The organism is Bacillus cereus group sp. BfR-BA-01492, assembly GCF_022662815.1.
GTDB lineage: Bacteria > Bacillota > Bacilli > Bacillales > Bacillaceae_G > Bacillus_A > Bacillus_A cereus_BD.
The window spans coordinates 154,143-175,715 of sequence record NZ_JAKUEH010000009.1 but is presented as its reverse complement, the minus strand read 5'-3'; the positions used below and the strand labels follow the sequence as shown (position 1 = coordinate 175,715).

Below are 21,573 nucleotides of genomic sequence, written 5' to 3'. Positions count from 1 at the left end.
CCTTAGATAACTCCGTCTTTAGGAACTTCTCACATTACTTTTCTTCGTTTAAGCCTTTTTCTAACGCTTTCCAAGCTAATGTTGCACATTTAATACGCGCTGGAAACTTGCATACACCTTGTAATGCTTCAATATCTCCTAAATCTACGCTGTCATCATACTCTTTTCCTAGCATCATGTCAGAGAAAATTTTCGAAAGCTTAAGTGCCTCTTCAATTTTCTTTCCTTTTACCGCTTGCGTCATCATCGAAGCTGAAGACATTGAAATGGAACATCCTTCCCCCTCAAACTTCGCTTCTTTCACGATTCCCTCTTCTACTTTCATCGTAAGTTGAATACGATCGCCGCAAGTTGGGTTGTTTAAGTTAACTGTAACACTATCTTCTAACACGCCATGGTTACGTGGATTCTTATAATGATCCATAATAACTTGACGATATAACGTATCTAAATTATTAAAAGACATTTGTGAAATACTCCTTTGTTTTCGTTAGCGCTTCAACAAATGTATCAATTTCTTCTTTTGTATTATATAAATAGAAGCTTGCACGTGCTGTAGAAGAAGCTTTTAACCACTTCATAAGCGGTTGTGCACAGTGATGTCCTGCGCGAACCGCAATGCCTTCTACATCTAATACTGTCGCAACATCGTGTGGATGTACTTCATCAATATTAAATGTAACAAGACCAGCGCGATGCTTTGGACCATAAATTGTAACGCCATCTACTTCTGATAGTCTTTCTAAAGCGTACTGCGCTAATTCATGTTCATGCTTTTCAATATTATCAAGACCGATTTCTTCTAGGAAATCAATTGCTGCTCCAAGTCCGATTGCATTACCGATAATCGGTGTACCGGCTTCAAACTTCCACGGAAGCTCTTTCCATGTAGAATCTTGTAAATCTACAAAATCAATCATTTCACCGCCAAATTCAATTGGCTCCATATTTTCTAGCAATTCCTTCTTACCGTATAATACACCGATACCTGTAGGCCCGCACATTTTATGAGCGGATAACGCATAGAAATCGCAGTTTAAATCTTGTACATCTACTTTCATATGAGGTGTACTTTGTGCACCGTCAACGACCATAATGGCACCGTTTTGATGAGCGATTTCTGCAATTTCTTTTACAGGGTTAATCGTTCCAAGTACGTTTGATACATACATGATAGAAACAATTTTCGTATTTGGTGTAATGGTTTGACGGGCATCTTCAATAGAGATTGTTCCATCTGGCTGAAGCGGAAGATATTTTAACGTTGCCCCTGTTTTCTTCGCAACTTGTTGCCACGGAATAATGTTACTATGGTGCTCCATGTAAGAGATGACGATTTCATCGCCTTCTTTTACATTTTCACGGCCATAGCTTGCTGCTACTGTATTTAATGCAGTTGTCGTTCCGCGTGTGAAAATAATTTCTTCCATTGATTTCGCATTAATAAACTTGCGAACTTTCTCACGTGCACCTTCATACGCATCGGTAGCTTTTGTACCGAGCGTATGAACACCGCGATGCACGTTAGAATTATATTCTTTATAATAACGTTCTAACGTTTCAATCACTTGAATTGGTTTTTGAGAAGTTGCTGCACTATCGAAATAAACAAGTTGTTTGCCGTTCACTTTTTGATCAAGAATTGGAAACTGTTTGCGTATTTCATGAATATTCATTAGCGAACTTTCCTTTCGATTACCTCAACAAGCTGTGCTTTTACTCCTTCAATTGGAAGCTCATTTACTACAGGTGCTAAGAATCCATGGATGACTAAGCGCTCCGCTTCTTTCTTCGGAATACCACGACTCATCAAGTAGTATAGTTGTACTGGATCTACGCGGCCAACAGAAGCTGCGTGACCTGCCATTACATCATCTTCGTCAATTAAAAGAATTGGGTTTGCATCACCGCGTGCTTTTTCATTTAACATAAGAACGCGAGAAGATTGTTGCGCATTTGATTTAGATGCACCGTGTTCAATCTTACCAATTCCGTTAAAGATAGAAGTTGCGCTATCCTTTTGTACACCGTGTTTTAAAATATAACCTTCAGAGTGTTTACCAAAATGAACAACTTTTGTTGTAAAGTTTTGTGTTTGATTGCCGCGACCAATTGTTACTGTTTTTGTATCAGCAAATGATCCGTCACCCATTAAATTCGTTACGTTCTCTGAAATTGTATCACCGTCGTTCATAAGACCTAATGCCCATTCAATACGAGCATCGCGTCCTACAACACCGCGACGATTTACATACGTTGTTACATCTTTCGCTAATAGGTCCACCGCACCAAATTTCACCTGTGCACCTTGTTCTACGATTACTTCTGCTACGATATTTGCAATACCAGTAACATTTTCATTTGCTACATAGTTTTCCACGTAAGTTGCAGAACTGTTTTCATCAGCTACGAATAATACATGGTTATATAAGTTTGCTTCTTCGCCATCTACTAAGAATACTGCTTGAAGTGGTGTTTCAAGTACAACATTTTTCGGAACATATACAAATGCCCCGCCATTGATTAATGCTGCGTGAAGTGCTGTTAAACGATGCTCATCCACTTTCACGCCATCTTTCATTAAGTACTTTTGTACTAATTCAGCATGCTCAGTTGCAGCCGTTACGATATCTGTAAAAATAACACCTTTTTCTTTTGCTTCATCCGCTAAAGAAACAAATGCTTTTGTGCCAGTGCGTCCCACTAGTACGTTATTATTTTCATCAATTAAGTTTTTCACTGCTTCTGGAAGTTCCGCTAAAGAACTTACAGGCTCTTGCTTAGGAGTAGTGCCTTTTCCGATAAAGTCCCATTTATCGATTTTTGTTTTATCAGGCGTTGGCATTGGAAGTTCAGTTGCTTGTGCAAGAGCTTGTAAGCGGAACTCAGTCAACCAAGCAGCTTCGTTTCCTTCGCTTGCGCGCTGACGGATTGTTTCTTGATCGAAAGGTAATGTACCGATTGTCATATTTATGCTCCTCTCTTACGCTTCTTGCTCTGCTGTTTCGTCTTCAATACCTAATTCTTTTTTGATCCAGTCATAACCTTCAGCTTCTAGACGTTGAGCAAGCTCAGGGCCACCAGATTTTACAATACGACCGTTCATCATAACGTGAACGAAGTCTGGAGTAATGTAGTTTAATAAACGTTGGTAATGCGTAATCATTAAGCAACCAAACTCTTCGCCGCGCATTTCGTTAATACCTTTAGATACAACTTTTAATGCATCGATATCAAGACCAGAGTCGATTTCATCTAAGATTGCAATTTTTGGCTCAATCATCATTAATTGAAGAATTTCGTTACGTTTTTTCTCACCGCCAGAGAAACCTTCGTTTAAGTAACGTTGTGCCATTTCTGGATCCATTTCTAGAAATTCCATGTTTTTATCCAATTTACGGATAAATTTCATAAGAGAAATTTCATCGCCTTCCTCGCGGCGTGCGTTAATTGCCGAACGTAAGAAGTCAGCGTTTGTTACTCCGCTAATTTCACTTGGATATTGCATTGCTAGGAATAGACCTGCTTGTGCACGCTCATCTACTTCCATTTCTAATACATCTTCACCGTCGATGATGATGCTTCCTTCTGTTACTTCATATTTTGGGTGACCCATAATTGCAGAAGATAAAGTTGATTTACCTGTTCCATTAGGTCCCATAATTGCGTGGATTTCTCCACCTTTCACTTCCAGGTTTACACCTTTTAAAATCTCTTTGCCATCGATTGATACATGTAAGTCTTTAACCGTTAATGTAGAACCAGCCATCTCAATACCTCCATTAATCCTCTATATACATTTTAAAAATTCCTAAAACATTCACATTCTCATTTTATTCTCATTCTAATTTTATATCAAATAAAATGATATCGCAAACGCTTAAAAAAAGTAATAATTTTTTCACAAATGTGTATAGATTTTTCCCTCACATTTTATTATGATACACCTTTCTTCTTATATATATAAAGAAAAAAGACCGAGAATTTCTCAGCCTTTTTTTCTTGCCATTATTCTTTTACAGGAACAACTGCTCCCTTATATTCTTTATTGATGAAATCTTCAATTTCTTTCGAGTGCAATACTTCTACAAGCGCTTTAATCTCTTTTTTATCTTTATCCCCTTTACGAACTACCACTACGTTTGCATATGGAGAATCGTTGCCTTCAAGCGCAATCGCATCTTTTCCTGGGTCTAATTTTGCATCAATTGCATAGTTTGAATTAATTAAAACCGCATCGCCTTCCTTATTGTTATACACTTGTGGCAATAGACCTGGTTCGATATCTGTTTTAAACTTCAAATTCTTTGGATTCTCTGCAATATCTTTTGTTGTTGCTTTCACAGGATCTACGCCATCTTTAATTTTTAAAACGCCCTCTTTTTGTAAGATTGCTAATCCGCGCCCATGATCAGCAACAGAGTTACTCATAATTACTGTCGCTCCATCTGGAAGTTCTTTTAAACTTTTATATTTTTGAGAGTATACTCCAATCGGTTCTAAATGAATTTTACCCGCGATTTCAAACTTATACCCTTTATCCTTTATTTCTTTCTCCAAATACGGAATATGCTGGAAGTAGTTTGCATCCAATTCTTTATCTGCTAATGATTTATTCGGTAATACATAGTCTTGAAATTTTTCAATTTTGAGCTCAATACCTTTTTTCTCAAGCAATGGTTTTGCCTTCTCTAAAATTTCAGCATGCGGTACATTAGAAGCACCGATAACAAGCTTATCTTCACTTTTCCCGCCGCAAGCGGCTAATCCAAAAATTGATGTCATAATAAGTGCTGAAAGTAATAATTTTTTCATGCTGTTAACATCCTTCCATTTTTTAATTGATTTATCGTTTATCAATTCGAGTTGTCGCAAAATCTCCAATAAATTGAATGAAGAACACAACAAGCAATACACAAATTGTCGCAACAATTGTCACATCATTGTTTCCCCGCTGAAATCCTTCTAAATATGCTAGTGTACCAAGTCCGCCAGCGCCAACAACACCTGCCATTGCTGTATAACCAACAAGTGCAATTGTCGTTACGGTAATACCAGATACAAGTGCTGGCAAAGATTCTGGAATTAATACTTTCCAAATAATTGTGCTTGTTTTCGCTCCCATTGCCTTTGAAGCTTCAATCACACCTTTATCAATTTCACGAAGCGCGATTTCAACCATTCTCGCATAGAATGGTGCTGCGCCAATGATTAAAGCAGGCAATGCTGCACTTGCCCCAAGAATGGTTCCAAGCAGAATCTTTGTAAACGGAATAAGTAGAATAATTAAAATGATGAACGGGATCGATCTAAAAATATTTACGAATGCCCCGATTACTGTATGAATCACTTTGTTTTCCCACAAGTTATCCTTCGCTGTCATAAAGAGCAATAATCCTAACATAAGTCCTAAAATAAATGTGGCAATTGCTGCGATTGCCGTCATGTATAATGTTTCTCCTGTGGCTTCTAGCATTTGATTCCAATCGACATTTGTGAGCAATTTATCCATGTGCAATCACCTCCAGCTCCACTTTCTCTTGATGGATTCCTGCTATTGCCTGCTGAATGGCTGCCTCTTCACCATTTAAATGAACAATTAAGCTTCCGTACGCTCCATTATTTGTCTGTGCGATATTCCCTTGAAGCACGCTCACTTCTACATCATCTCGCCTCATTAACCCTTGTAACACTGGGCGCTCTACAGAATCTCCAATAAATTGCAAACGAATGACTTTACCATCTGGGTATTTCTCTAATAAATTTTCAATTGTTTCATTCGTATCTTCAGAATCTGTTAATTGCTGAACAAATCGCTTTGTAATCTCTTGCTGCGGATTACGAAATACCTCCAGTACAGGACCTGTCTCTACAATTTTCCCTTTTTCCATCACTGCAACACGATTACAAATCTTTTGAATCACATGCATTTCATGAGTAATAAGCACAATGGTTAAGTTAAGGCGCTTATTAATATCTAGTAATAAATCTAAAATTTGATCTGTTGTTTCTGGATCGAGCGCTGATGTTGCTTCATCACATAAAAGTACTTTCGGATTGTTAGCCAATGCTCTTGCAATCCCAACACGTTGCTTTTGGCCGCCGCTCAGTTGAGATGGGTAGGCATCGCCTCTCCCTTCTAATCCGACAAGACGAATAAGCTCGTCTACACGTTTCTTTCGCTGTTCTTTATCCACACCTGCAATTTCAAGTGGAAAAGCAATATTTTCACGTACAGTTCGTGACCAAAGTAGGTTAAAATGCTGAAAAATCATTCCGATTTCTTGTCTTGCCTTTCGAAGTTCATTCCCTGTAATCGCTGAAATCACGCGACTAGCTACCTTAATCTGTCCGGAAGTCGGTTTCTCTAATTGATTAAACAATCTGATTAAAGAACTTTTTCCAGCACCACTATATCCGATAACACCAAAAATCTCACCTTTCTCTATTTTTAAGTTGGCGTTATCTACAGCAGTGACATCACCGCTTTTTGATTTATATATTTTCTTTACGTTCTCTAATAGAATCATGGTGTATCACCCCTTTTTGATTTAAAAAGCGCAAGCGGCTCGTTTAGATTTCCTCCCACAATTTTTTATTTTTGATGTGAGAATTAATTAAACCTAACTGTTGCTATAGCTAATTTTTTTGTTAGCTCTTCTTGTCGTTCGAATGTCCTCCTCATTCAAACAACAAAAAACCTTTCTGCTTTACAATGAGCAGAAAGGTTTTTATGCATATATCAACATAATCCTTTCTCTCATCTCTCAAAGCATTTGCTTTGCAGGAATTGGCACCATTTCAACAAAATCGTTGACGGTTGCCGGGCTTCATAGGGCACAGTCCCTCCACCTCTCTTGATAAGAGAAATCAGATTCAATTTTCTTCTGATTCAAAATTTATGAAATTGTCTATATTTTATGACTTGAATTTTATCAACATACATTCACTCTGTCAATAGAAAATTTCTTAAAAAGAAAAATTTCAGAATATTAAGCACCCATTGGCATTGGTTTACAAATATGAAACATAGACTCCAATAATAGCATCGTGCGATATGTCCCAGCATAGTGTACACGGCCTTCATGAATCAGCTTTTGCAAACGAACATTCCCCGTAACTAATTGTTGTAAATCTTCTTCTTTAAAGCAATGGATTTGTTCGGTTCCTCTATCTCCTTTTAAAAGCTGTATATAATCCCTTGAAATTTGGAGGGAATGACACTCATCTCCAAAATGAATACTAATGACTTTTCCTTCTTGACGCAGAAGAGGTTCTAAATGATATTGTTTATTAGCATGTGTTACAAATGATTGAAGCATTGAATATACATTCATTCTCATCACATCCTTCATATCACTTTCTACTAATACCTTTCCATTCCCTAAACATCAATCCTCTTACTTTCGCTCGACAAATACTGTATTGCCTCTGCCATTTCAACATATTTCCCAAGAAATGTGTCGAGGCGGCAAATTTTTTGCCGCCTACTGTAGTTCCTTATATAAATATTCAACTGAATGAAATGCATATATTTTCTTCTTCAAAGTTCCATTTTCAAATATGAGTAAACAAGGAACACTTTCTATCTCATATTCACGTGCTAAATGCGGAGCATAATTTAAATCTAACATGCCAACTTCTAAGTCAACAATCGCTGCTTCTACAACAGTTAACATTTTTTTCGCCAATTGGCATGTACCACACATTGGAGTATATACATATAACACTGTTTTTTCTTGATTCACTATGAAATCTGCGGCTTCAGCACCTGTCCAGTCAATCACTTCTATCATCATTCCTTACCGTAAATATTCTGTATAAACGTCAATGTCAGCTCCCCATAATACATTTGCTAAATGTGAAGACGGTGCAGTTGCTACTTCACGATATGAACGATCAATATAAATATGTTCAGCTTGCGGAAATTCCTTACGAAATTGCTTGCGAAGCTTTTCTCCTGCATCATCAGCATCCACTAGCACATATACTTCTTTATCAAAAAACTGATCAATGAGCTCATCCATTTTCGACAAACCAATTGTACCATTTGTACAAACAATTTCCACCGGCTCTCGAATAATAGATTCAATCTTTCTTCTATCTGATTTTCCTTCTACAATAATGACCTTTTCTACATAAACCATGCGTCATCACCCGATCACCATATACTATAAAACAACCTTACTTTAGTATATAGTATATTCGATATTTCCATCTTGTTTCCTGTTTATTTTTACAAAGAAAAGCGCAAGCGGCTCGCTCAGAATTTGAGGGGGATGGAGCTTCTGACGTAGAGGCGTATTTTTGCCTCGTAGGAAGAAGCGAAGCCACCGAACATTCTAGCCGCTGGAGCTAGACAATACGAAAAGCGAAAGCGGCTTACTCAGAAGGTGAGGTAGATATGGTTTCTCATTCCTTTGATGACAATGTGCTATAAAAATTAAAAAAGACAGCACATAGGCTGCCTCTTTTATCTAAAATAAAATTAGTCTTGGTTTGTCATTTCTGCGTATTTTTCTGCAGTTAATAGTTTTTCAACTTCACTTGCATCAGAAAGTTCAACTTTCACCATCCATGCACCTTCGTATGGAGAATCGTTAACAAGTTCTGGTTGATCGCTTAATTCTTCGTTTACTGCTACAACTTTACCACTTACAGGTGCGTATAATTCAGAAACTGTTTTAACAGATTCTACGCTTCCGAATGGCTCATTAGCTTCAAGTGTTGCACCTACTTCAGGAAGTTCAACGAATACGATATCGCCTAGCTCACTTTGTGCGAAATGAGTAATACCGATAACAACTTGATTACCTTCAGTTTTTACCCATTCGTGTTCTTCAGAGTAACGTAAATGATTTGGAATGCTCATGACTGTACCTCCAGTGAATGTATTAATTATGTAAAAATACCTTATTGGTACTTTTTCCACATACTTTCAAACTGCTCTTCATTAAAGCCAAGTGTTACATTTGTTCCATCTGTTACAATCGGACGTTTAATTAACATACCATCAGACGCTAAAAGTTCAAACATTTCGTCTTCACTCGCATCTTTTAACTTATCTTTTAAACCAAGCTCACGATAACGCATACCGCTTGTGTTAAAAAACTTCTTTAACGGCAATTCACTTTTCGTATGCAAATTGCGTAATTCTTCTTGTGACGGTGGATTTTCAACAATATGAATCATCTCATATGCTACATCGTTTGCCTCAAACCATTTCTTTGCTTTTTGACATGTGCCACATTTTGGGTATGAATAAAATGTTACTGTCATAAATTCACCTACTTTTTTACTAACCTTTACCTTTATCATATAGAAAACGTTTTATTATTTCAAACCATTATTTCTTCAAACTTTAACTTATTTCGTGATAATTTTTAATAATCCTGCAAATCTCTTTATTTTTTTCACTATTTAAAGACAATAATATAACAAAAAACAAATATTTTTATCTTATTTAGGGCGAACATATATATTAAACAAACGTTTATTTAATTTTCAAATGTATATAGAGCGAACATACATCTTAAACAAACGTTTGTTTAGACAAAATTAAGAAGCCTTATTTAAAGGCTCCTCTCATTATCTATTTAAATAATCTGCAATCGCCTGAAACACAATGATATACATATTATGAACACTTTCCTCTGCAGCGCCACCGTTTGTTAAACCGATCCCCCACTGCTGCCCTTCACCGCTTCCGATATTTACAAATCCTTGCGTATACATTGCATTTTCATCCTTCGGTGCATGGTTATAATCTAGCTTCTTCTTTATAAAAAGCGAATAAGATTTATCTTGTAAGCCAATAAAAAACACTGGTTTCTTTATTGATAAAAACAATTCTTTATACCGTTCGTTTGATGCTTCTTGAAACTTCTCCTTCATCACAAGAAAGCCATCTACTTCCTCTGATTTTCGTTTCATTTCGTTTAATGTTATATTTTCAAACCTTACATTTCTGAATGTATCTTTTGGCTTTCCACCAATAACACCAATGACAAGCGCTCTGCCGTTATACTCTAATGCTCCTCCCTCTGCCCCCTTTGTACATCCAGTTCCTACTAAACATAAAAGTATAAAAAAGAACAAGAAATACAAATGCTTCATCCCGCACCCCTCCATTTTTAAATCAAATGACAAAAATGTAAGTAAAATCAATGGCTCATTTGAAGTTTCTATATTATAATCAACAAGGTTTACTTACATTACAAAATAATAGGAGATCATCATGAGAAAATATAAACTTTCATCGTTTCTTCCATTAACTTATATACTTCTACTTGTACTCGTAAGTCCCCTTTACGATGTACTGAATAAATCTAGTGTCCATGCTGTCGATGCTACAACTATCATTGATGATTGGATTCCATTTGTAAAAGTATTTATTATCCCATATTTAATTTGGTTTCCATATTTATATGGTGCACTCATCTACTATTGCTTTGCCGACAGAAAACAATATTATGTAACATTAAGTAGCATTATTCTTGGAAAATTAACTTGTTTTTCCATTTATTATCTTTGGCAAACAACTGTACCACGTCCGGCAGTCGCTGGCACTGATCTATTTTCTAACTTAGTTCGCTACATTTATAGCATTGATCAGCCTGTCAATTGTTTCCCTAGCATTCATGTTCTCACAACATTTGTGATTATGTTAGCTGCCTTGAAGCGAAGAGAGCAACATAAATGGGAATATTACTTGCTTACTTTCTTTGGCATGCTCATCATTTTATCCACACTATTTACAAAGCAACATGCCTTTATCGACGCTGTATCTGGCATAACACTAGCAAGCATACTCTATTTCAGTATCCAGCTATTATTAGGAAACAGATATAGCAGGATAACTATTTCAGTCAAGCAATCTTATAAAACAAATCAATAGTGATTTTCTACTATCTCACCGATTCCCCTACTCCCACCTATTTTGCATCTTGAGGTAAGAATTTTACTGCCCATAACATATAAATGAAAAGCAGACTGTGGCTTCCTCAGTCTGCTTTTATCTATATATAAAGGAGATTTTTAGCCTTCGTTTAAGATTGCGGCACAGTCATATCTCCAGAATGAATACGACCTGCTTTTCGTAACGCGATATAAATGACATATGAAACTGCTACTGGAATTACGATATAAGTGATTACCATCGCTGGTACAACATCAAATCCTTGGCTAGAAATTAAATTAATAGGTGCGATGAAAGAGCTTAATCCAAGACCAGCAATTTCTTTTCCTGCTTCCAGTTGGAAAATGAGTGCAGAAACAGGACCAACAATTGCACTTGCAACAACAGTTGGGAGAAGAATGATTGGATTTTTAGTGATATTAGGAAGTTGTACTTTTGGAGTACAAAGTGCTTGTGCTAAAATGCCACCTAAATTATTTTCTTTTGCTGAAATCACAGAAAATCCAATAAATTGTGCAACACACCCTGCCAGCGCTGCACCGCCTGCTACTCCATCTAAACTAAGCGCAATTGCTAAAGCTGCCGATGAAGCTGGAGAAATAAGTAATAATCCCCAAGCAACTGCTAGTACGATAGAAGCCAGAAATGGGCTACCAGCTGAACTTTCTTTAATAAAAGCACCAACTGCATTTAAGACCGGGCTAATATTTTGAGATAACCAAATCCCAACAATACCAGAACCTAATATTGCAGCAGAAGGAACAAGCATCATATCTAAAGCCGTTTTTCCACTTAATCGTTTTCCGATATAAACGGCCAAAGTTGCTGTTAATAGTGCACCAATCGGTTCACCAGTGTTAATCATTAGGCCAGCTGCAGTGATTGAAATCGATCCAGCTCCAATGGCTCCAGCAATCATCGCTGAGAAAATGACAAGCCCATTTGCTCCTAACATAAAGGCAATTCCGGCTCCAATCGCTGGGGCCATAAGTGATTTTGCAACCACTCCAATTGTAATTAACATCGGTATATCAACTATTCGTCCAATATTTTCAATCAGCAAACCAATTCCGAGGGATACAAAAATACCTTGTGCAATTCCGGCAGAACCTTTAAAAACACGAGACATAATATATTCCTTCATCTGTTTCACCTTCTCCTAGTTTAGTAACCAATTGTTTTCATATAATCACGTAAAATATCGTTTGACTTTGCAAATCGGTTTTCTTCAGTTTCTGTTAAGTTTAGTTCAACAACCTCTTTCACACCATCTCTTGTAATAATTGCTGGTACACCTGTACAAATATCATACTCACCATATTCACCATCTAAAATAGCCGAAACGGCGATTACACGATGGTCATCATTAAAGATAGATTTAGCAATATAAGCTAATGAGTTTCCAATACCATAATAAGTAGTTCCTTTTCGTTTATAAATTTCCCAACCAGCTTTTGCAGTTTTTTCCACAATTTCATCTAAGTCAATTTCACCAAAACGCTCTTTTCCTTCTTTTAAAATTTGTAAAATCGGTTTCCCTCCCACTGTTACATGAGACCAAGCAACCATTTGAGAATCACCGTGTTCCCCTAATGAATAACCGTGAATACTACGAGGATCCACTTCTAACATTTCAGATAAAATCGTTCTTAATCGAGAGGAATCTAACGATGTTCCAGTGCCAATCACACGATTTCTTGGTAAACCAGATAATTTCCAAACTTGATACGTAATAATATCAACTGGGTTTGAAGCAATTAAGAAAATACCATCAAATCCACTTTTCATAACACAAGCTACAACACTTTCCATAATTTTTGCACTTGCCCCTAAAGTATCTAATCGACTTTGTCCAGGCTTTGGCGCTGGACCTGCTGTAATAATAACAATGTCCATGTCTTTGCAGTTTTCATACGTACCTGCATATACTTTTGTTCTTGTATTTGTAAAATTAATACAGTGTGATAAATCCATCGCTTCACCAACTGCACGTTCATGATTTATATCAATTAATGCTAATTCTTCACAGATGCCTTGATTCACAATTGAATACGCACAGCTTGATCCAACTAATCCAGTTCCAATAATTGCGATCTTTCTTGTGTTTCTATTCATAGTGATCTCTCCTAATTGAATATGTCATCTATTTTTACTGCTTACACTTATTATTATAAAGACTTCCAATATAGAAAACATGGATACTCTGTGAAATGTTGAGCATTTTTTATGAATATTTCGTGAAATATCCACCTTTATTTTCGTCATATTTGTTACATATAAAAAAATATTTTCTACATATTTATTGACATATCCAAATACAAAAAACCGGGTAAATGTTACCCGGTTTTTTCACTCTACTGTGCACTTAATTCATTTTTCAATTGCTGAACAATCATTGGATTTGCAGGAGCCGCTGGTTTGTAGTAATTTTTTTGCTTTGCATATTCAAATACCTTGCGTTGTCTTAATTCATCTTGATTTCGAATATGAATTAACGTTTGACGTAACTGTTCATTATTGGACTCCGCTATGTAATGAGCATAACTCGCTAAGCTTGCATTTAATCCTGCTAAATAATCATTTACCATATCTTTTTCATTCATCTGTCATTTCCTCCTATCCTAAAAAAGACATTAATTGTTGTTTTGTATTTCTTGCCGCTTGCGCATCTTGTTGCAGTATTTGCTTTAATTGAGGATCTGTGCATTGTTGCGCGTACTGATCTAACTTATTTGCAATTGTTGCGTGTCCCCCAATAATATGGCGTAAATTTTCTAACTCAAGCTCTGTTAAATTTGGCATAACTAAGATCTTCCTTTCATTGCTCATTCTTCATTTAGTATTTATTTGTTTTTGGATTGTATACATATAAAGTTACGACATTCGATAATCATTCACGAAAAAAAGATGAATCGTTACATTCATCTTTTTTCAAAATTGACATATTGATTTTGAAACGTATTGCCTAAATCCCGAACACGATTGAGAAAACTATGCTTCTTCTCTAAAACCCTATATACAGAAATTCTTCTTTTATTAGAGTCATAATAGCTACACTTACAATCTTATTGTTTCTTTCAAGAGGCAAATCCAAATATATCCGTAATAAAAGACAGAATGAGTAAAGTTACGACTATACCACCAGCAAGTTGTGCTATAGGCTTTTTATATTTTGTAGCACTTGAAACAACAAATCGAAAATATAAAAAGCCGCCCAATATAATAAGTAAACATTCTAGCACCATACTGATTTCTGGAATTTTCCACAGCCCTAATCCTAGCAAAGGAAGGTTTCCAAAGTTTCCTGGAAATAGTGGCAAATCTATGCGATGTACAAGCAAGTCTAAAATCCAATGACTAAAAACAACCGCTCCAATAACGTAACCACCCCGCCTTTCCCAACACCTCCCTGCTACAATACTTGCCAACCATGCAATACTTAGTGCTCCTACAAAAGAATGTGAATAATCCGCATGTATTACAACTTCACCATATCCATGATTCCCAACAGGTATCATGGTCTCTATTCCCAATACGTAAAGAGGGACAAAAATAACATCCAACAGTTGTGTACTTAACATAAGAGCCCAAAGCGGTATCTTCGGTGACTTTGCTTTCACTGCTGCAGCTCAGCCAAAATGTCCTGCAAACATTTTATTTCACACCCTTTTGCAACTTCGCTTCTAGCAATCCACAACCAACCGTAAACAGAATCATGAACAACACAAAATTCATTTCCCTCTTCTCCTTTGCATTCAAATATTTATTACTTCATCACACGAATCCCTTCAATAAACGAACGCAATAGTAAATGAAAACTCTTATCTACATCTATTGGCAAACCAAATCCACCGTGCTGCTCAAGGGACGCGAATCCATGACAAATGCTGCGCAATCCACGCGTCGCATGCAAAGCTTGTTCTCCTTTTAAATCGTATTCCTGTAGCACACGTAAACAAATTGATACAATGCCATCTCCCGCTTTTTGTACATCTTCATCCCTTAAGAAAGTAGCTTCATATAATCCGGGATGCTCTCGAACAAACGACACGTAAGCGAATCCTAATGCCTGAATTGCATCATCTTTCTGTTTGTTCTCGACCTCTTGTTCGAGCAAATGATACAGTTTCTCCATCGCATATATACCTAGCTTTTTCCGAACATCTGGCAGCCCCTTCACATGATTGTATAAAGACGGCGACTTAACCCCAAGATGTTGTGCCAGTGCAGCTAATGTTACTTCCTCTATTCCTTTCGTATCAGCAATTTGTGCTGCAGCTTCTGTAATATCCTGTATTGTAAGTCCTATTCTTGGCGACATTTTATCCTTCCTTTCTTGCTAGATAGTGATTTGCTTGTTCAATCGCTTGTTGTATATGTGAGATTGGATTTTCAATCATCTTCCCGTGCCCTGTTGCTAATACAGACGGCTTATAATGCAACAATTTTTGCGCACTCTTTAATGCTGTTTCTGCGTGCCATGTTCCAAACGCAGGAAATGGAAATAGCCATTTCAATTGCCCTGCTACCGCGACTCCTCCACGAGTTTGGAAAGCATCACCGGCGATTAGTGCATCGTTTCTTGTATCTAAAAATGACATAGACCCTGGCGTATGCCCTGGTGTTTCAATCGCCTGAAGCGAGCCAATTTGTTGCCCATCTTCTAATAAGATATCTGCTCTCGTCTTTATTTTAGTTGATACGCTACCTTTAATCGGTGTATTTGGTTCCTCTTGCTCTAACGTCATATCTCCAGCCATTAAACGAGCATCTCTTTTTGAGATAAAAACAGGTACATCCGTAAGCACTCGTTTTAAAGCATCAAGTGCCCCTACATGATCATCGTGCGCATGAGTTAATACAATATTCGTAATCGGTTTTCCGATTCTCTCAGCTGCCTGTAAAATGCCTTTCGCACAGTATGGTAAAGCTGCATCAATTAATGTTAACCCATCACTTTCTTCCACCAAATAACAGTTAACAGGAAATAGATTCGGTAAAAATGCCAATTGATATATATTATTTATTTGCGTCAGTTTCATCATCATCCCTCCATTAAACTAATGGTATTAGTTTTAATATAACTAATACCATTAGTTTTTTGCAATTATTTTATTTGAATTTTCTGATCAAAACAAAAAACAGTCACATAAGTGACTATTTTTTTGTTACGTATTAAACTGTATAACGCTCATCCGCTAAAATCTTCGCCGCAATTTCACGCTTCTTCGGAATGACATTCATTGGCGTGTGGCGAGTTAGTTTGCGAAGTGCTGATAGCATCATGCGCAACATATCGCCGTTTTCCACTGCGATAATTGTTTCTTTTGCATCTGCTTCAATTTGGTTGAATGCTTCTTGACAGAATACTTCCGTGTATAATACTTTTTGTTTATTCTTTTCAAGACCCGTTGCCTTGATTGCTTTTTCCGTACGGAGTAAGGCTGATTCCATTGCGTATAAATTGCTTACAATATCAGCAATATTCACAAGAATTTCTTGTTCTTTATCGAGCGCTTTACCGTATTTTTGAGCTGCTAATCCAGCTACCATTAAGCCGATTTTTTTCGCATTCTTGACTAAATGTTTTTGAAGCGCTAATGGCTCATCGCCTACTTCTTCTGGCATCATCATCATTAATTCTTCTTGTAGTTTTTGTGCTTGTTGCAGCAGTGGTAGTTCTCCTTTCATTGCTTTACGTAAGAACGTACCCGGTACGATTAAACGGTTAATTTCGTTCGTTCCTTCGAAAATACGGTTAATACGAGAATCACGATACATTCTTTCAATCTCATACTCTGCCATAAATCCGTAACCACCATGAATTTGTACTCCTTCATCTACTACATAATCTAATACTTCAGAACCGAATACTTTATTTAATGAACACTCAATTGCATATTCTGCAATTGAAGCTGCTACCGCTTTCCCATCTTTTACTTCTTCCTCCGTTAATGTGCTCATACGACTTTCAAATAAGCCCACTGTACGATAAACAGAACTTTCCGCTGCATATGTTTTCGCTGCCATATTCGCAAGCTTTTCTTGAATTAATGGGAAGCGAGCAATTGGTTGCTTAAATTGTTGACGTTGGTTCGCATATTCTGCTGAAATTTCTATTGCGCGCTTTGCCGATCCAACTGTACCAACACCTAATTTATAACGGCCGATATTTAAAATGTTAAATGCAATCACATGCCCTTTACCAATTTCGCCAAGAACATTTTCTTTTGGTACTAATGCATCTTCTAAAATTAATGTACGAGTTGATGAACATTTAATACCCATTTTCTTTTCTTCAGGGCTTGTCGATACACCTGGATATTCTTTTTCTACGATAAATGCTGAAAAGTGCTCACCATCTACTTTTGCATATACGATAAACACATCCGCAAAGGCTGAGTTTGTAATCCATTGTTTTTCTCCATTTAACACATAGTGCGTACCTTCTGCATTTAAACGTGCAGTTGTTTTTGCACCTAATGCATCAGACCCAGATCCTGGCTCAGTTAATGCATATGCAGCTAACTTTTCACCAGTTGCAAGCAGCGGTAAATATTTTTTCTTTTGCTCTTCGTTGCCAAATAATACGATTGGTAATGATCCGATACCAACGTGAGCACCATGTGTAATAGCAAAACCGCCAGCGCGCGCAAATTTCTCGGCGATTAAAGCTGAACTCACTTTATCAAGACCAATTCCGCCATACTCTTCTGGTACGTCAGCACCTAATAATCCTAGTTCACCAGCTTCTTTTAAAAGACGAACAGAGCGATCAAACTCGTGTTGCTCTAAATATTCAAGCTCTGGCAAAACTTCATTTACTATAAAATCTTCTGTTGTTTTTGCTATCATTTTATGTTCATCTGTATAATCCTCTGGTGTAAATACTTGATCGATTGTAATCTCATCAATTAAAAAGCTACCACCTTTTACTGCATTCCCCACTGTTTTTTCCATGAAAATCTCCTCCTTCATATTTTCATAAGCCGTATCTCTCCTGTAACGAGAGATACTAGCTCTCCCTTTATTTTTTCTAACCGTTACATCGCTTCCACATTTTATAGAAGTTCAAACACTCCCGCAGCTCCCATTCCGCCGCCGATACACATCGTTACGATACCGAATTGTTCGTTACGTCGTTTCATCTCATGAATAAGAGATAATGTTAATTTCGCTCCTGTACAACCGAGTGGATGTCCAAGTGCAATTGCACCGCCGTTTACGTTTACTTTTTCTTCATCTAATCCAAGCTCACGAATGACTTGAATCGATTGAGAAGCAAAAGCTTCGTTTAGTTCAAATAAACCAATATCAGATAGCTCTAATCCCGCTAATTTTAAAGCCTTTGGAATCGCCGCAATTGGACCGATTCCCATTACTTCTGGCGGTACACCGGCTACTGCAAAAGAGCGGAATTTCGCCATTGGCTTCATGCCATCGCTCACTGCTTTTTCACGATCCATTAGTAGTACAGATGCTGCACCATCGCTCATTTGCGATGAATTACCAGCCGTTACGGAACCACGGACGTTGAAAGCCGGACGTAATTTCCCAAGTACATCTAGCGTTGTATCTGCTCTTACTCCTTCATCTTGTGAAAACGTAATGGTTTCTTCTTCCAATTTGTTATTTTCGTTAACAGTGCGCAATGTTACCTCTACAGGCACTGTTTCATCCGTAAATTTCCCTTCAGCTAATGCCTTTGCTGCACGTTGATGACTTCTAACTGCAAACGCATCTTGCTCCTCGCGGGAAATTCCGTATTTTATCGCAACTTGCTCTGCTGTATGTCCCATTCCCATATAATATTCTGGTGCTGTTTCAACAAGTCGGCTATTTGGACGAACAACATGCCCCATCATCGGAACTAAACTCATCGATTCAGCTCCGCCAGATAATACGGCCTCAGAATGTCCTAGCATAATGCGCTCTGCACCGTAGGCGATACTTTGCAAGCCTGAAGAGCAGTAGCGGTTAATTGTAATAGCTGGAACATCATAAGAAAGTCCTGCTAACCCACCGATATTCCGTGCCATGTTTAAGCCTTGTTCAGCTTCTGGCATCGCACATCCAAAAATTAAATCATCAATTGGTCCTTCATAATTCGCACGTTTTAACGTTTCTTTTACGACTAACGCTCCTAAATCATCTGGACGAACTGTTTTTAACGAACCTTTTTTTGCTTTTCCAACCGGAGTTCTTGCTCCTGCAACAATGACAGCTTCTCTCATGAAAGATATCTCCCCTCGTTATTAATTACGTAATGGCTTTCCTTTTACAAGCATGTGCTGCATTCTTGCTTGTGATTTCATCTCACTTATTAAACTCATAAATGCTTCACGCTCTATATCTAATAAATATTGCTCATCAACTTCTGTTCCATAAGGTACCTTTCCACCTGCAATGACGTATGCAAGCTTTTTCGCAATATGGAGATCATATTCTGAAATATAACCAGATAAATGCATTGCCTCTGCACCTAGTACGAGCGTTGCATATCCTGTTTCACCGACAACTGGAACCTTTTTACGAACTGGCGGTTTATAACCCGCTTCATACAGTGCAAGAGCTTTTTGTTTTGCATCATATAATAAGTGATCGCCATTCACACTAATGCCGTCTTTATCCCCTAAAAAATTATAAGAAACTGCTTCTTGTCCAGATGTCGAAACTTTCGCCATTGCTACTGTTTCAAACACTTTATTTGCAACCTTTTGCAAATCAAATTCTATGCCTTTTGCCATTTTATTTAAATGTTTTATATATAACTCTTTATTACCGCCTCCGCCAGGGATAAGGCCTACACCAACTTCCACTAATCCCATATATGTTTCACTAGAAGCTTGAATGCTAGCTGCCGGCAAGCAAACCTCTGTACCGCCGCCAAGCGTCATACCGTAAGGCGCTGCAACTACTGGCTTAGAACAGTATTTGATTTTCATCATTGCATCTTGGAAGCTTTTCACAACCCACTCAATTTCAAAATAATTATCATCTTGTGCTTCCATTAAAATCATCGCTAAGTTTGCACCAACGCAGAAGTTTTTCGATTGGTTTCCAATCACAAGCCCTTTATAATTTTTCTCTACTTCATCAACAGCGTAGTTAATCATTTGCGTAATATCCATGCCGATTGCATTGCTCTTTGAATGGAATTCTAGGCAAAGAATACCGTCACCTAAATCAATTAAACTCGCTCCGCTATTTTTCTTAATAACACCATGTTTTTCTTTTAATTGTTTCAGAGAAATTGCTTTTTTATTTCGCTCAATTCGCTTGTATTCTCCATTATCGTAATAATAACTTTCACCGCTATCATGCTTATAGAAAGTAGCAAAACCATTCTGTAACATTTCTTTCACCCATGCAGGAACGACCTTACCGCTGTCCTCCATCTTTTGAACAGATTTTTCTACTCCTATTGCATCCCAAATTTCAAATGGACCTTGCTCCCAACCGAAGCCCCATTTCATCGCTTGGTCAATTGCTACGATATCATCAGCGATTTCCTTATAAAGTTTCGCAGAATATAAAAGAGTTGGTGTAATAATATTCCATAACAACTCTCCTGCACGGTCTTTTGCATATACAAGCGCTTTCAATTTATTTGTTAATCCTTTTTCTTGTTTACTTAATTCTACAGATGCAGCTTTTAATTTTTTACGCTCTTCATATTCCATCGTTTTAGGATTTAATTCTAAAATCTCTTTTCCTTTCTTTAAGAAGAACCCTTGCCCCGTTTTGCTTCCAAGCCATTTTTTATCGAGCATTTCATGCATGAAAGTAGGCACCTTAAAGACATCTCTTTCTTCTTCCTGCACATTTTCATATACATTATTTGCAACATGAACAAACGTATCTAATCCGACAACATCTAATGTACGGAATGTTGCACTCTTTGGTCGTCCAATTAATGGTCCTGTTACAGAATCCACTTCGCCAACGCTATATCCGCGCTCCATCATTTCACGAAGTGTTACAAGTAACCCGTACGTTCCGATGCGGTTTCCGATAAAATTCGGTGTATCTTTTGCGATAACAACGCCTTTTCCAAGAACATCTTCGCCAAATTGTTTCATGAAGTTCAACACTTGTGGGTCTGTATCTTTTGTCGGTATAATCTCTAGAAGTTTTAAATATCGTGGTGGGTTAAAGAAGTGCGTTCCTAAGAAGTGTTTTTTGAAGTCGTCCGAACGACCTTCTGCCATTTTTTCAACGGAAATACCGGATGTATTAGAACTTACAATCGTACCAAGTTTACGAACTGCATCTACTTTTTCAAATAGTTGTTTTTTTATATCTAAATTTTCAACAACAACTTCAATAATCCAGTCTACTTCAGCAAGACGCTCAAAATCATCTTCTAAATTTCCCGTTTCAATCAGCGCCAAGTTATCCTTCACAGCAAGAGGAGCTGGTTTTTGTTTCACTAATTTTTGCAAAGCTCCATTACTAAATCGATTTCTTACACTTGTATGCTCTAGTGTAAGTCCCTTTGCTTCCTCTTCTTTTGTCATTGCCTGTGGCACAATGTCAAGCAATAATGTTGGTATACCGATATTGGCTAAATGTGCCGCAATCCCTGAGCCCATTACGCCAGAACCGAGAACAGCAGCCTTTTTAATTTGGAACATCCATTTCTCCCCCTATTC

General features: G+C 37.4%; 24 protein-coding genes and 1 riboswitch. Of the genes, 1 reads left to right on the top strand and 23 read right to left on the bottom strand.

The features are described 5' to 3' along the window. Positions 1–34 precede the first annotated feature (34 nt). From sufU to MR063_RS13360, 13 genes are all read right to left on the bottom strand, one after another. Positions 35–466, bottom strand: a complete 432-nt coding sequence (sufU, locus tag MR063_RS13420; RefSeq protein WP_087099315.1) for a Fe-S cluster assembly sulfur transfer protein SufU — start codon at positions 464–466, stop codon at positions 35–37. Next, positions 456–1,676 carry a cysteine desulfurase SufS gene (sufS, locus tag MR063_RS13415; RefSeq protein WP_012096029.1) on the bottom strand — a complete coding sequence of 407 codons (1,221 nt, stop codon included), beginning with the start codon at positions 1,674–1,676 and terminating at the stop codon, positions 456–458. Before sufS ends, sufU begins: the two co-directional genes overlap by 11 nt. After that, entirely contained in the window at positions 1,676–2,968 is a 1,293-nt protein-coding gene (gene sufD / locus MR063_RS13410; protein WP_242198454.1) for a Fe-S cluster assembly protein SufD, read from the bottom strand. Before sufD ends, sufS begins: the two co-directional genes overlap by 1 nt. A 15-nt stretch (positions 2,969–2,983) precedes the next feature. Beyond that, positions 2,984–3,769 carry a Fe-S cluster assembly ATPase SufC gene (sufC, locus tag MR063_RS13405; RefSeq protein ID WP_017153244.1) on the bottom strand — a complete coding sequence of 262 codons (786 nt, stop codon included), beginning with the start codon at positions 3,767–3,769 and terminating at the stop codon, positions 2,984–2,986. Positions 3,770–4,008: 239 nt separating this feature from the next. Continuing rightward, positions 4,009–4,815 (bottom strand): methionine ABC transporter substrate-binding lipoprotein MetQ, encoded by an 807-nt coding sequence (metQ, locus tag MR063_RS13400; protein ID WP_242198451.1) that lies wholly within the window; start codon positions 4,813–4,815, stop codon positions 4,009–4,011. A 31-nt stretch (positions 4,816–4,846) separates the two neighbouring features. After that, positions 4,847–5,512, bottom strand: a complete 666-nt coding sequence (locus MR063_RS13395; protein WP_087099317.1) for a methionine ABC transporter permease — start codon at positions 5,510–5,512, stop codon at positions 4,847–4,849. Beyond that, positions 5,505–6,530 carry a methionine ABC transporter ATP-binding protein gene (locus MR063_RS13390; protein WP_242198448.1) on the bottom strand — a complete coding sequence of 342 codons (1,026 nt, stop codon included), beginning with the start codon at positions 6,528–6,530 and terminating at the stop codon, positions 5,505–5,507. The genes MR063_RS13395 and MR063_RS13390 overlap by 8 nt, the downstream gene beginning before the upstream one ends. Before the next feature lie 227 nt (positions 6,531–6,757). Beyond that, a riboswitch (SAM riboswitch) is annotated at positions 6,758–6,867 on the bottom strand. Between the two features lie 125 nt (positions 6,868–6,992). Continuing rightward, positions 6,993–7,337, bottom strand: coding sequence for a hypothetical protein (locus MR063_RS13385; RefSeq protein ID WP_242144011.1), 345 nt, complete (start codon positions 7,335–7,337; stop codon positions 6,993–6,995). Positions 7,338–7,487: 150 nt separating this feature from the next. After that, on the bottom strand, positions 7,488–7,796 hold the full coding sequence (locus MR063_RS13380; protein ID WP_242198446.1) for a thioredoxin family protein: 309 nt from the start codon (positions 7,794–7,796) through the stop codon (positions 7,488–7,490). Between the two features lie 6 nt (positions 7,797–7,802). Then, positions 7,803–8,147, bottom strand: a complete 345-nt coding sequence (locus MR063_RS13375; protein ID WP_012096037.1) for a toprim domain-containing protein — start codon at positions 8,145–8,147, stop codon at positions 7,803–7,805. 341 nt (positions 8,148–8,488) lie between these two features. Continuing rightward, positions 8,489–8,872, bottom strand: a complete 384-nt coding sequence (gcvH, locus tag MR063_RS13370) for a glycine cleavage system protein GcvH (RefSeq protein WP_242198443.1) — start codon at positions 8,870–8,872, stop codon at positions 8,489–8,491. A 41-nt stretch (positions 8,873–8,913) separates the two neighbouring features. Then, positions 8,914–9,279, bottom strand: a complete 366-nt coding sequence (locus tag MR063_RS13365; RefSeq protein ID WP_242144009.1) for an arsenate reductase family protein — start codon at positions 9,277–9,279, stop codon at positions 8,914–8,916. A gap of 309 nt (positions 9,280–9,588) precedes the next feature. Then, on the bottom strand, positions 9,589–10,116 hold the full coding sequence (locus MR063_RS13360; RefSeq protein ID WP_242198441.1) for a hypothetical protein: 528 nt from the start codon (positions 10,114–10,116) through the stop codon (positions 9,589–9,591). A 121-nt stretch (positions 10,117–10,237) separates the two neighbouring features. Between MR063_RS13360 and MR063_RS13355 the strand changes: the two genes are divergently transcribed. Continuing rightward, positions 10,238–10,897 (top strand): phosphatase PAP2 family protein, encoded by a 660-nt coding sequence (locus MR063_RS13355; RefSeq protein WP_242198438.1) that lies wholly within the window; start codon positions 10,238–10,240, stop codon positions 10,895–10,897. Positions 10,898–11,048: 151 nt separating this feature from the next. Here the strand turns inward: MR063_RS13355 and MR063_RS13350 are convergent, their stop codons facing one another. From MR063_RS13350 to MR063_RS13305, 10 genes are all read right to left on the bottom strand, one after another. Next, positions 11,049–12,062, bottom strand: coding sequence for a PTS sugar transporter subunit IIC (locus MR063_RS13350; protein ID WP_242144006.1), 1,014 nt, complete (start codon positions 12,060–12,062; stop codon positions 11,049–11,051). A gap of 20 nt (positions 12,063–12,082) precedes the next feature. Beyond that, a complete protein-coding gene (locus MR063_RS13345) occupies positions 12,083–13,033 on the bottom strand; it encodes an L-lactate dehydrogenase (protein ID WP_472927037.1) in 951 nt (316 codons plus the stop codon). Positions 13,034–13,272: 239 nt separating this feature from the next. Further along, a complete protein-coding gene (locus MR063_RS13340) occupies positions 13,273–13,521 on the bottom strand; it encodes a spore coat protein (protein WP_012096044.1) in 249 nt (82 codons plus the stop codon). A gap of 13 nt (positions 13,522–13,534) precedes the next feature. Then, positions 13,535–13,720: a hypothetical protein gene (locus tag MR063_RS13335; RefSeq protein WP_242198436.1), complete on the bottom strand. Its 186-nt coding sequence runs from the start codon at positions 13,718–13,720 to the stop codon at positions 13,535–13,537. A gap of 275 nt (positions 13,721–13,995) precedes the next feature. After that, positions 13,996–14,538 carry a permease gene (locus MR063_RS13330; RefSeq protein ID WP_242198433.1) on the bottom strand — a complete coding sequence of 181 codons (543 nt, stop codon included), beginning with the start codon at positions 14,536–14,538 and terminating at the stop codon, positions 13,996–13,998. Between the two features lie 146 nt (positions 14,539–14,684). After that, positions 14,685–15,239, bottom strand: coding sequence for a TetR/AcrR family transcriptional regulator (locus tag MR063_RS13325; RefSeq protein WP_242198430.1), 555 nt, complete (start codon positions 15,237–15,239; stop codon positions 14,685–14,687). Between the two features lies 1 nt (position 15,240). Continuing rightward, positions 15,241–15,960, bottom strand: a complete 720-nt coding sequence (locus tag MR063_RS13320) for an MBL fold metallo-hydrolase (protein ID WP_242198427.1) — start codon at positions 15,958–15,960, stop codon at positions 15,241–15,243. Positions 15,961–16,093: 133 nt separating this feature from the next. Continuing rightward, on the bottom strand, positions 16,094–17,878 hold the full coding sequence (locus MR063_RS13315) for an acyl-CoA dehydrogenase family protein (RefSeq protein ID WP_242198424.1): 1,785 nt from the start codon (positions 17,876–17,878) through the stop codon (positions 16,094–16,096). Positions 17,879–17,979: 101 nt separating this feature from the next. Beyond that, positions 17,980–19,152 (bottom strand): acetyl-CoA C-acetyltransferase, encoded by a 1,173-nt coding sequence (locus MR063_RS13310; protein WP_242198422.1) that lies wholly within the window; start codon positions 19,150–19,152, stop codon positions 17,980–17,982. Between the two features lie 21 nt (positions 19,153–19,173). Beyond that, positions 19,174–21,555 (bottom strand): 3-hydroxyacyl-CoA dehydrogenase/enoyl-CoA hydratase family protein, encoded by a 2,382-nt coding sequence (locus tag MR063_RS13305; protein ID WP_242198420.1) that lies wholly within the window; start codon positions 21,553–21,555, stop codon positions 19,174–19,176. Between the last annotated feature and the right edge of the window lie 18 nt (positions 21,556–21,573).

What these genes read in the sequence shown, in the direction of transcription:
- sufU (WP_087099315.1), bottom strand. Translation starts at nt 466, where the DNA reads ATGTCTTTTAATAATTTAGATACGTTATATCGTCAAGTTATTATGGAT.
- sufS (WP_012096029.1), bottom strand. Translation starts at nt 1,676, where the DNA reads ATGAATATTCATGAAATACGCAAACAGTTTCCAATTCTTGATCAAAAA.
- sufD (WP_242198454.1), bottom strand. Translation starts at nt 2,968, where the DNA reads ATGACAATCGGTACATTACCTTTCGATCAAGAAACAATCCGTCAGCGC.
- sufC (WP_017153244.1), bottom strand. Translation starts at nt 3,769, where the DNA reads ATGGCTGGTTCTACATTAACGGTTAAAGACTTACATGTATCAATCGAT.
- metQ (WP_242198451.1), bottom strand. Translation starts at nt 4,815, where the DNA reads ATGAAAAAATTATTACTTTCAGCACTTATTATGACATCAATTTTTGGA.
- MR063_RS13395 (WP_087099317.1), bottom strand. Translation starts at nt 5,512, where the DNA reads ATGGATAAATTGCTCACAAATGTCGATTGGAATCAAATGCTAGAAGCC.
- MR063_RS13390 (WP_242198448.1), bottom strand. Translation starts at nt 6,530, where the DNA reads ATGATTCTATTAGAGAACGTAAAGAAAATATATAAATCAAAAAGCGGT.
- MR063_RS13385 (WP_242144011.1), bottom strand. Translation starts at nt 7,337, where the DNA reads ATGAATGTATATTCAATGCTTCAATCATTTGTAACACATGCTAATAAA.
- MR063_RS13380 (WP_242198446.1), bottom strand. Translation starts at nt 7,796, where the DNA reads ATGATAGAAGTGATTGACTGGACAGGTGCTGAAGCCGCAGATTTCATA.
- MR063_RS13375 (WP_012096037.1), bottom strand. Translation starts at nt 8,147, where the DNA reads ATGGTTTATGTAGAAAAGGTCATTATTGTAGAAGGAAAATCAGATAGA.
- gcvH (WP_242198443.1), bottom strand. Translation starts at nt 8,872, where the DNA reads ATGAGCATTCCAAATCATTTACGTTACTCTGAAGAACACGAATGGGTA.
- MR063_RS13365 (WP_242144009.1), bottom strand. Translation starts at nt 9,279, where the DNA reads ATGACAGTAACATTTTATTCATACCCAAAATGTGGCACATGTCAAAAA.
- MR063_RS13360 (WP_242198441.1), bottom strand. Translation starts at nt 10,116, where the DNA reads ATGAAGCATTTGTATTTCTTGTTCTTTTTTATACTTTTATGTTTAGTA.
- MR063_RS13355 (WP_242198438.1), top strand. Translation starts at nt 10,238, where the DNA reads ATGAGAAAATATAAACTTTCATCGTTTCTTCCATTAACTTATATACTT.
- MR063_RS13350 (WP_242144006.1), bottom strand. Translation starts at nt 12,062, where the DNA reads ATGAAGGAATATATTATGTCTCGTGTTTTTAAAGGTTCTGCCGGAATT.
- MR063_RS13345 (WP_472927037.1), bottom strand. Translation starts at nt 13,033, where the DNA reads ATGAATAGAAACACAAGAAAGATCGCAATTATTGGAACTGGATTAGTT.
- MR063_RS13340 (WP_012096044.1), bottom strand. Translation starts at nt 13,521, where the DNA reads ATGAATGAAAAAGATATGGTAAATGATTATTTAGCAGGATTAAATGCA.
- MR063_RS13335 (WP_242198436.1), bottom strand. Translation starts at nt 13,720, where the DNA reads ATGCCAAATTTAACAGAGCTTGAGTTAGAAAATTTACGCCATATTATT.
- MR063_RS13325 (WP_242198430.1), bottom strand. Translation starts at nt 15,239, where the DNA reads ATGTCGCCAAGAATAGGACTTACAATACAGGATATTACAGAAGCTGCA.
- MR063_RS13320 (WP_242198427.1), bottom strand. Translation starts at nt 15,960, where the DNA reads ATGAAACTGACGCAAATAAATAATATATATCAATTGGCATTTTTACCG.
- MR063_RS13315 (WP_242198424.1), bottom strand. Translation starts at nt 17,878, where the DNA reads ATGGAAAAAACAGTGGGGAATGCAGTAAAAGGTGGTAGCTTTTTAATT.
- MR063_RS13310 (WP_242198422.1), bottom strand. Translation starts at nt 19,152, where the DNA reads ATGAGAGAAGCTGTCATTGTTGCAGGAGCAAGAACTCCGGTTGGAAAA.
- MR063_RS13305 (WP_242198420.1), bottom strand. Translation starts at nt 21,555, where the DNA reads ATGTTCCAAATTAAAAAGGCTGCTGTTCTCGGTTCTGGCGTAATGGGC.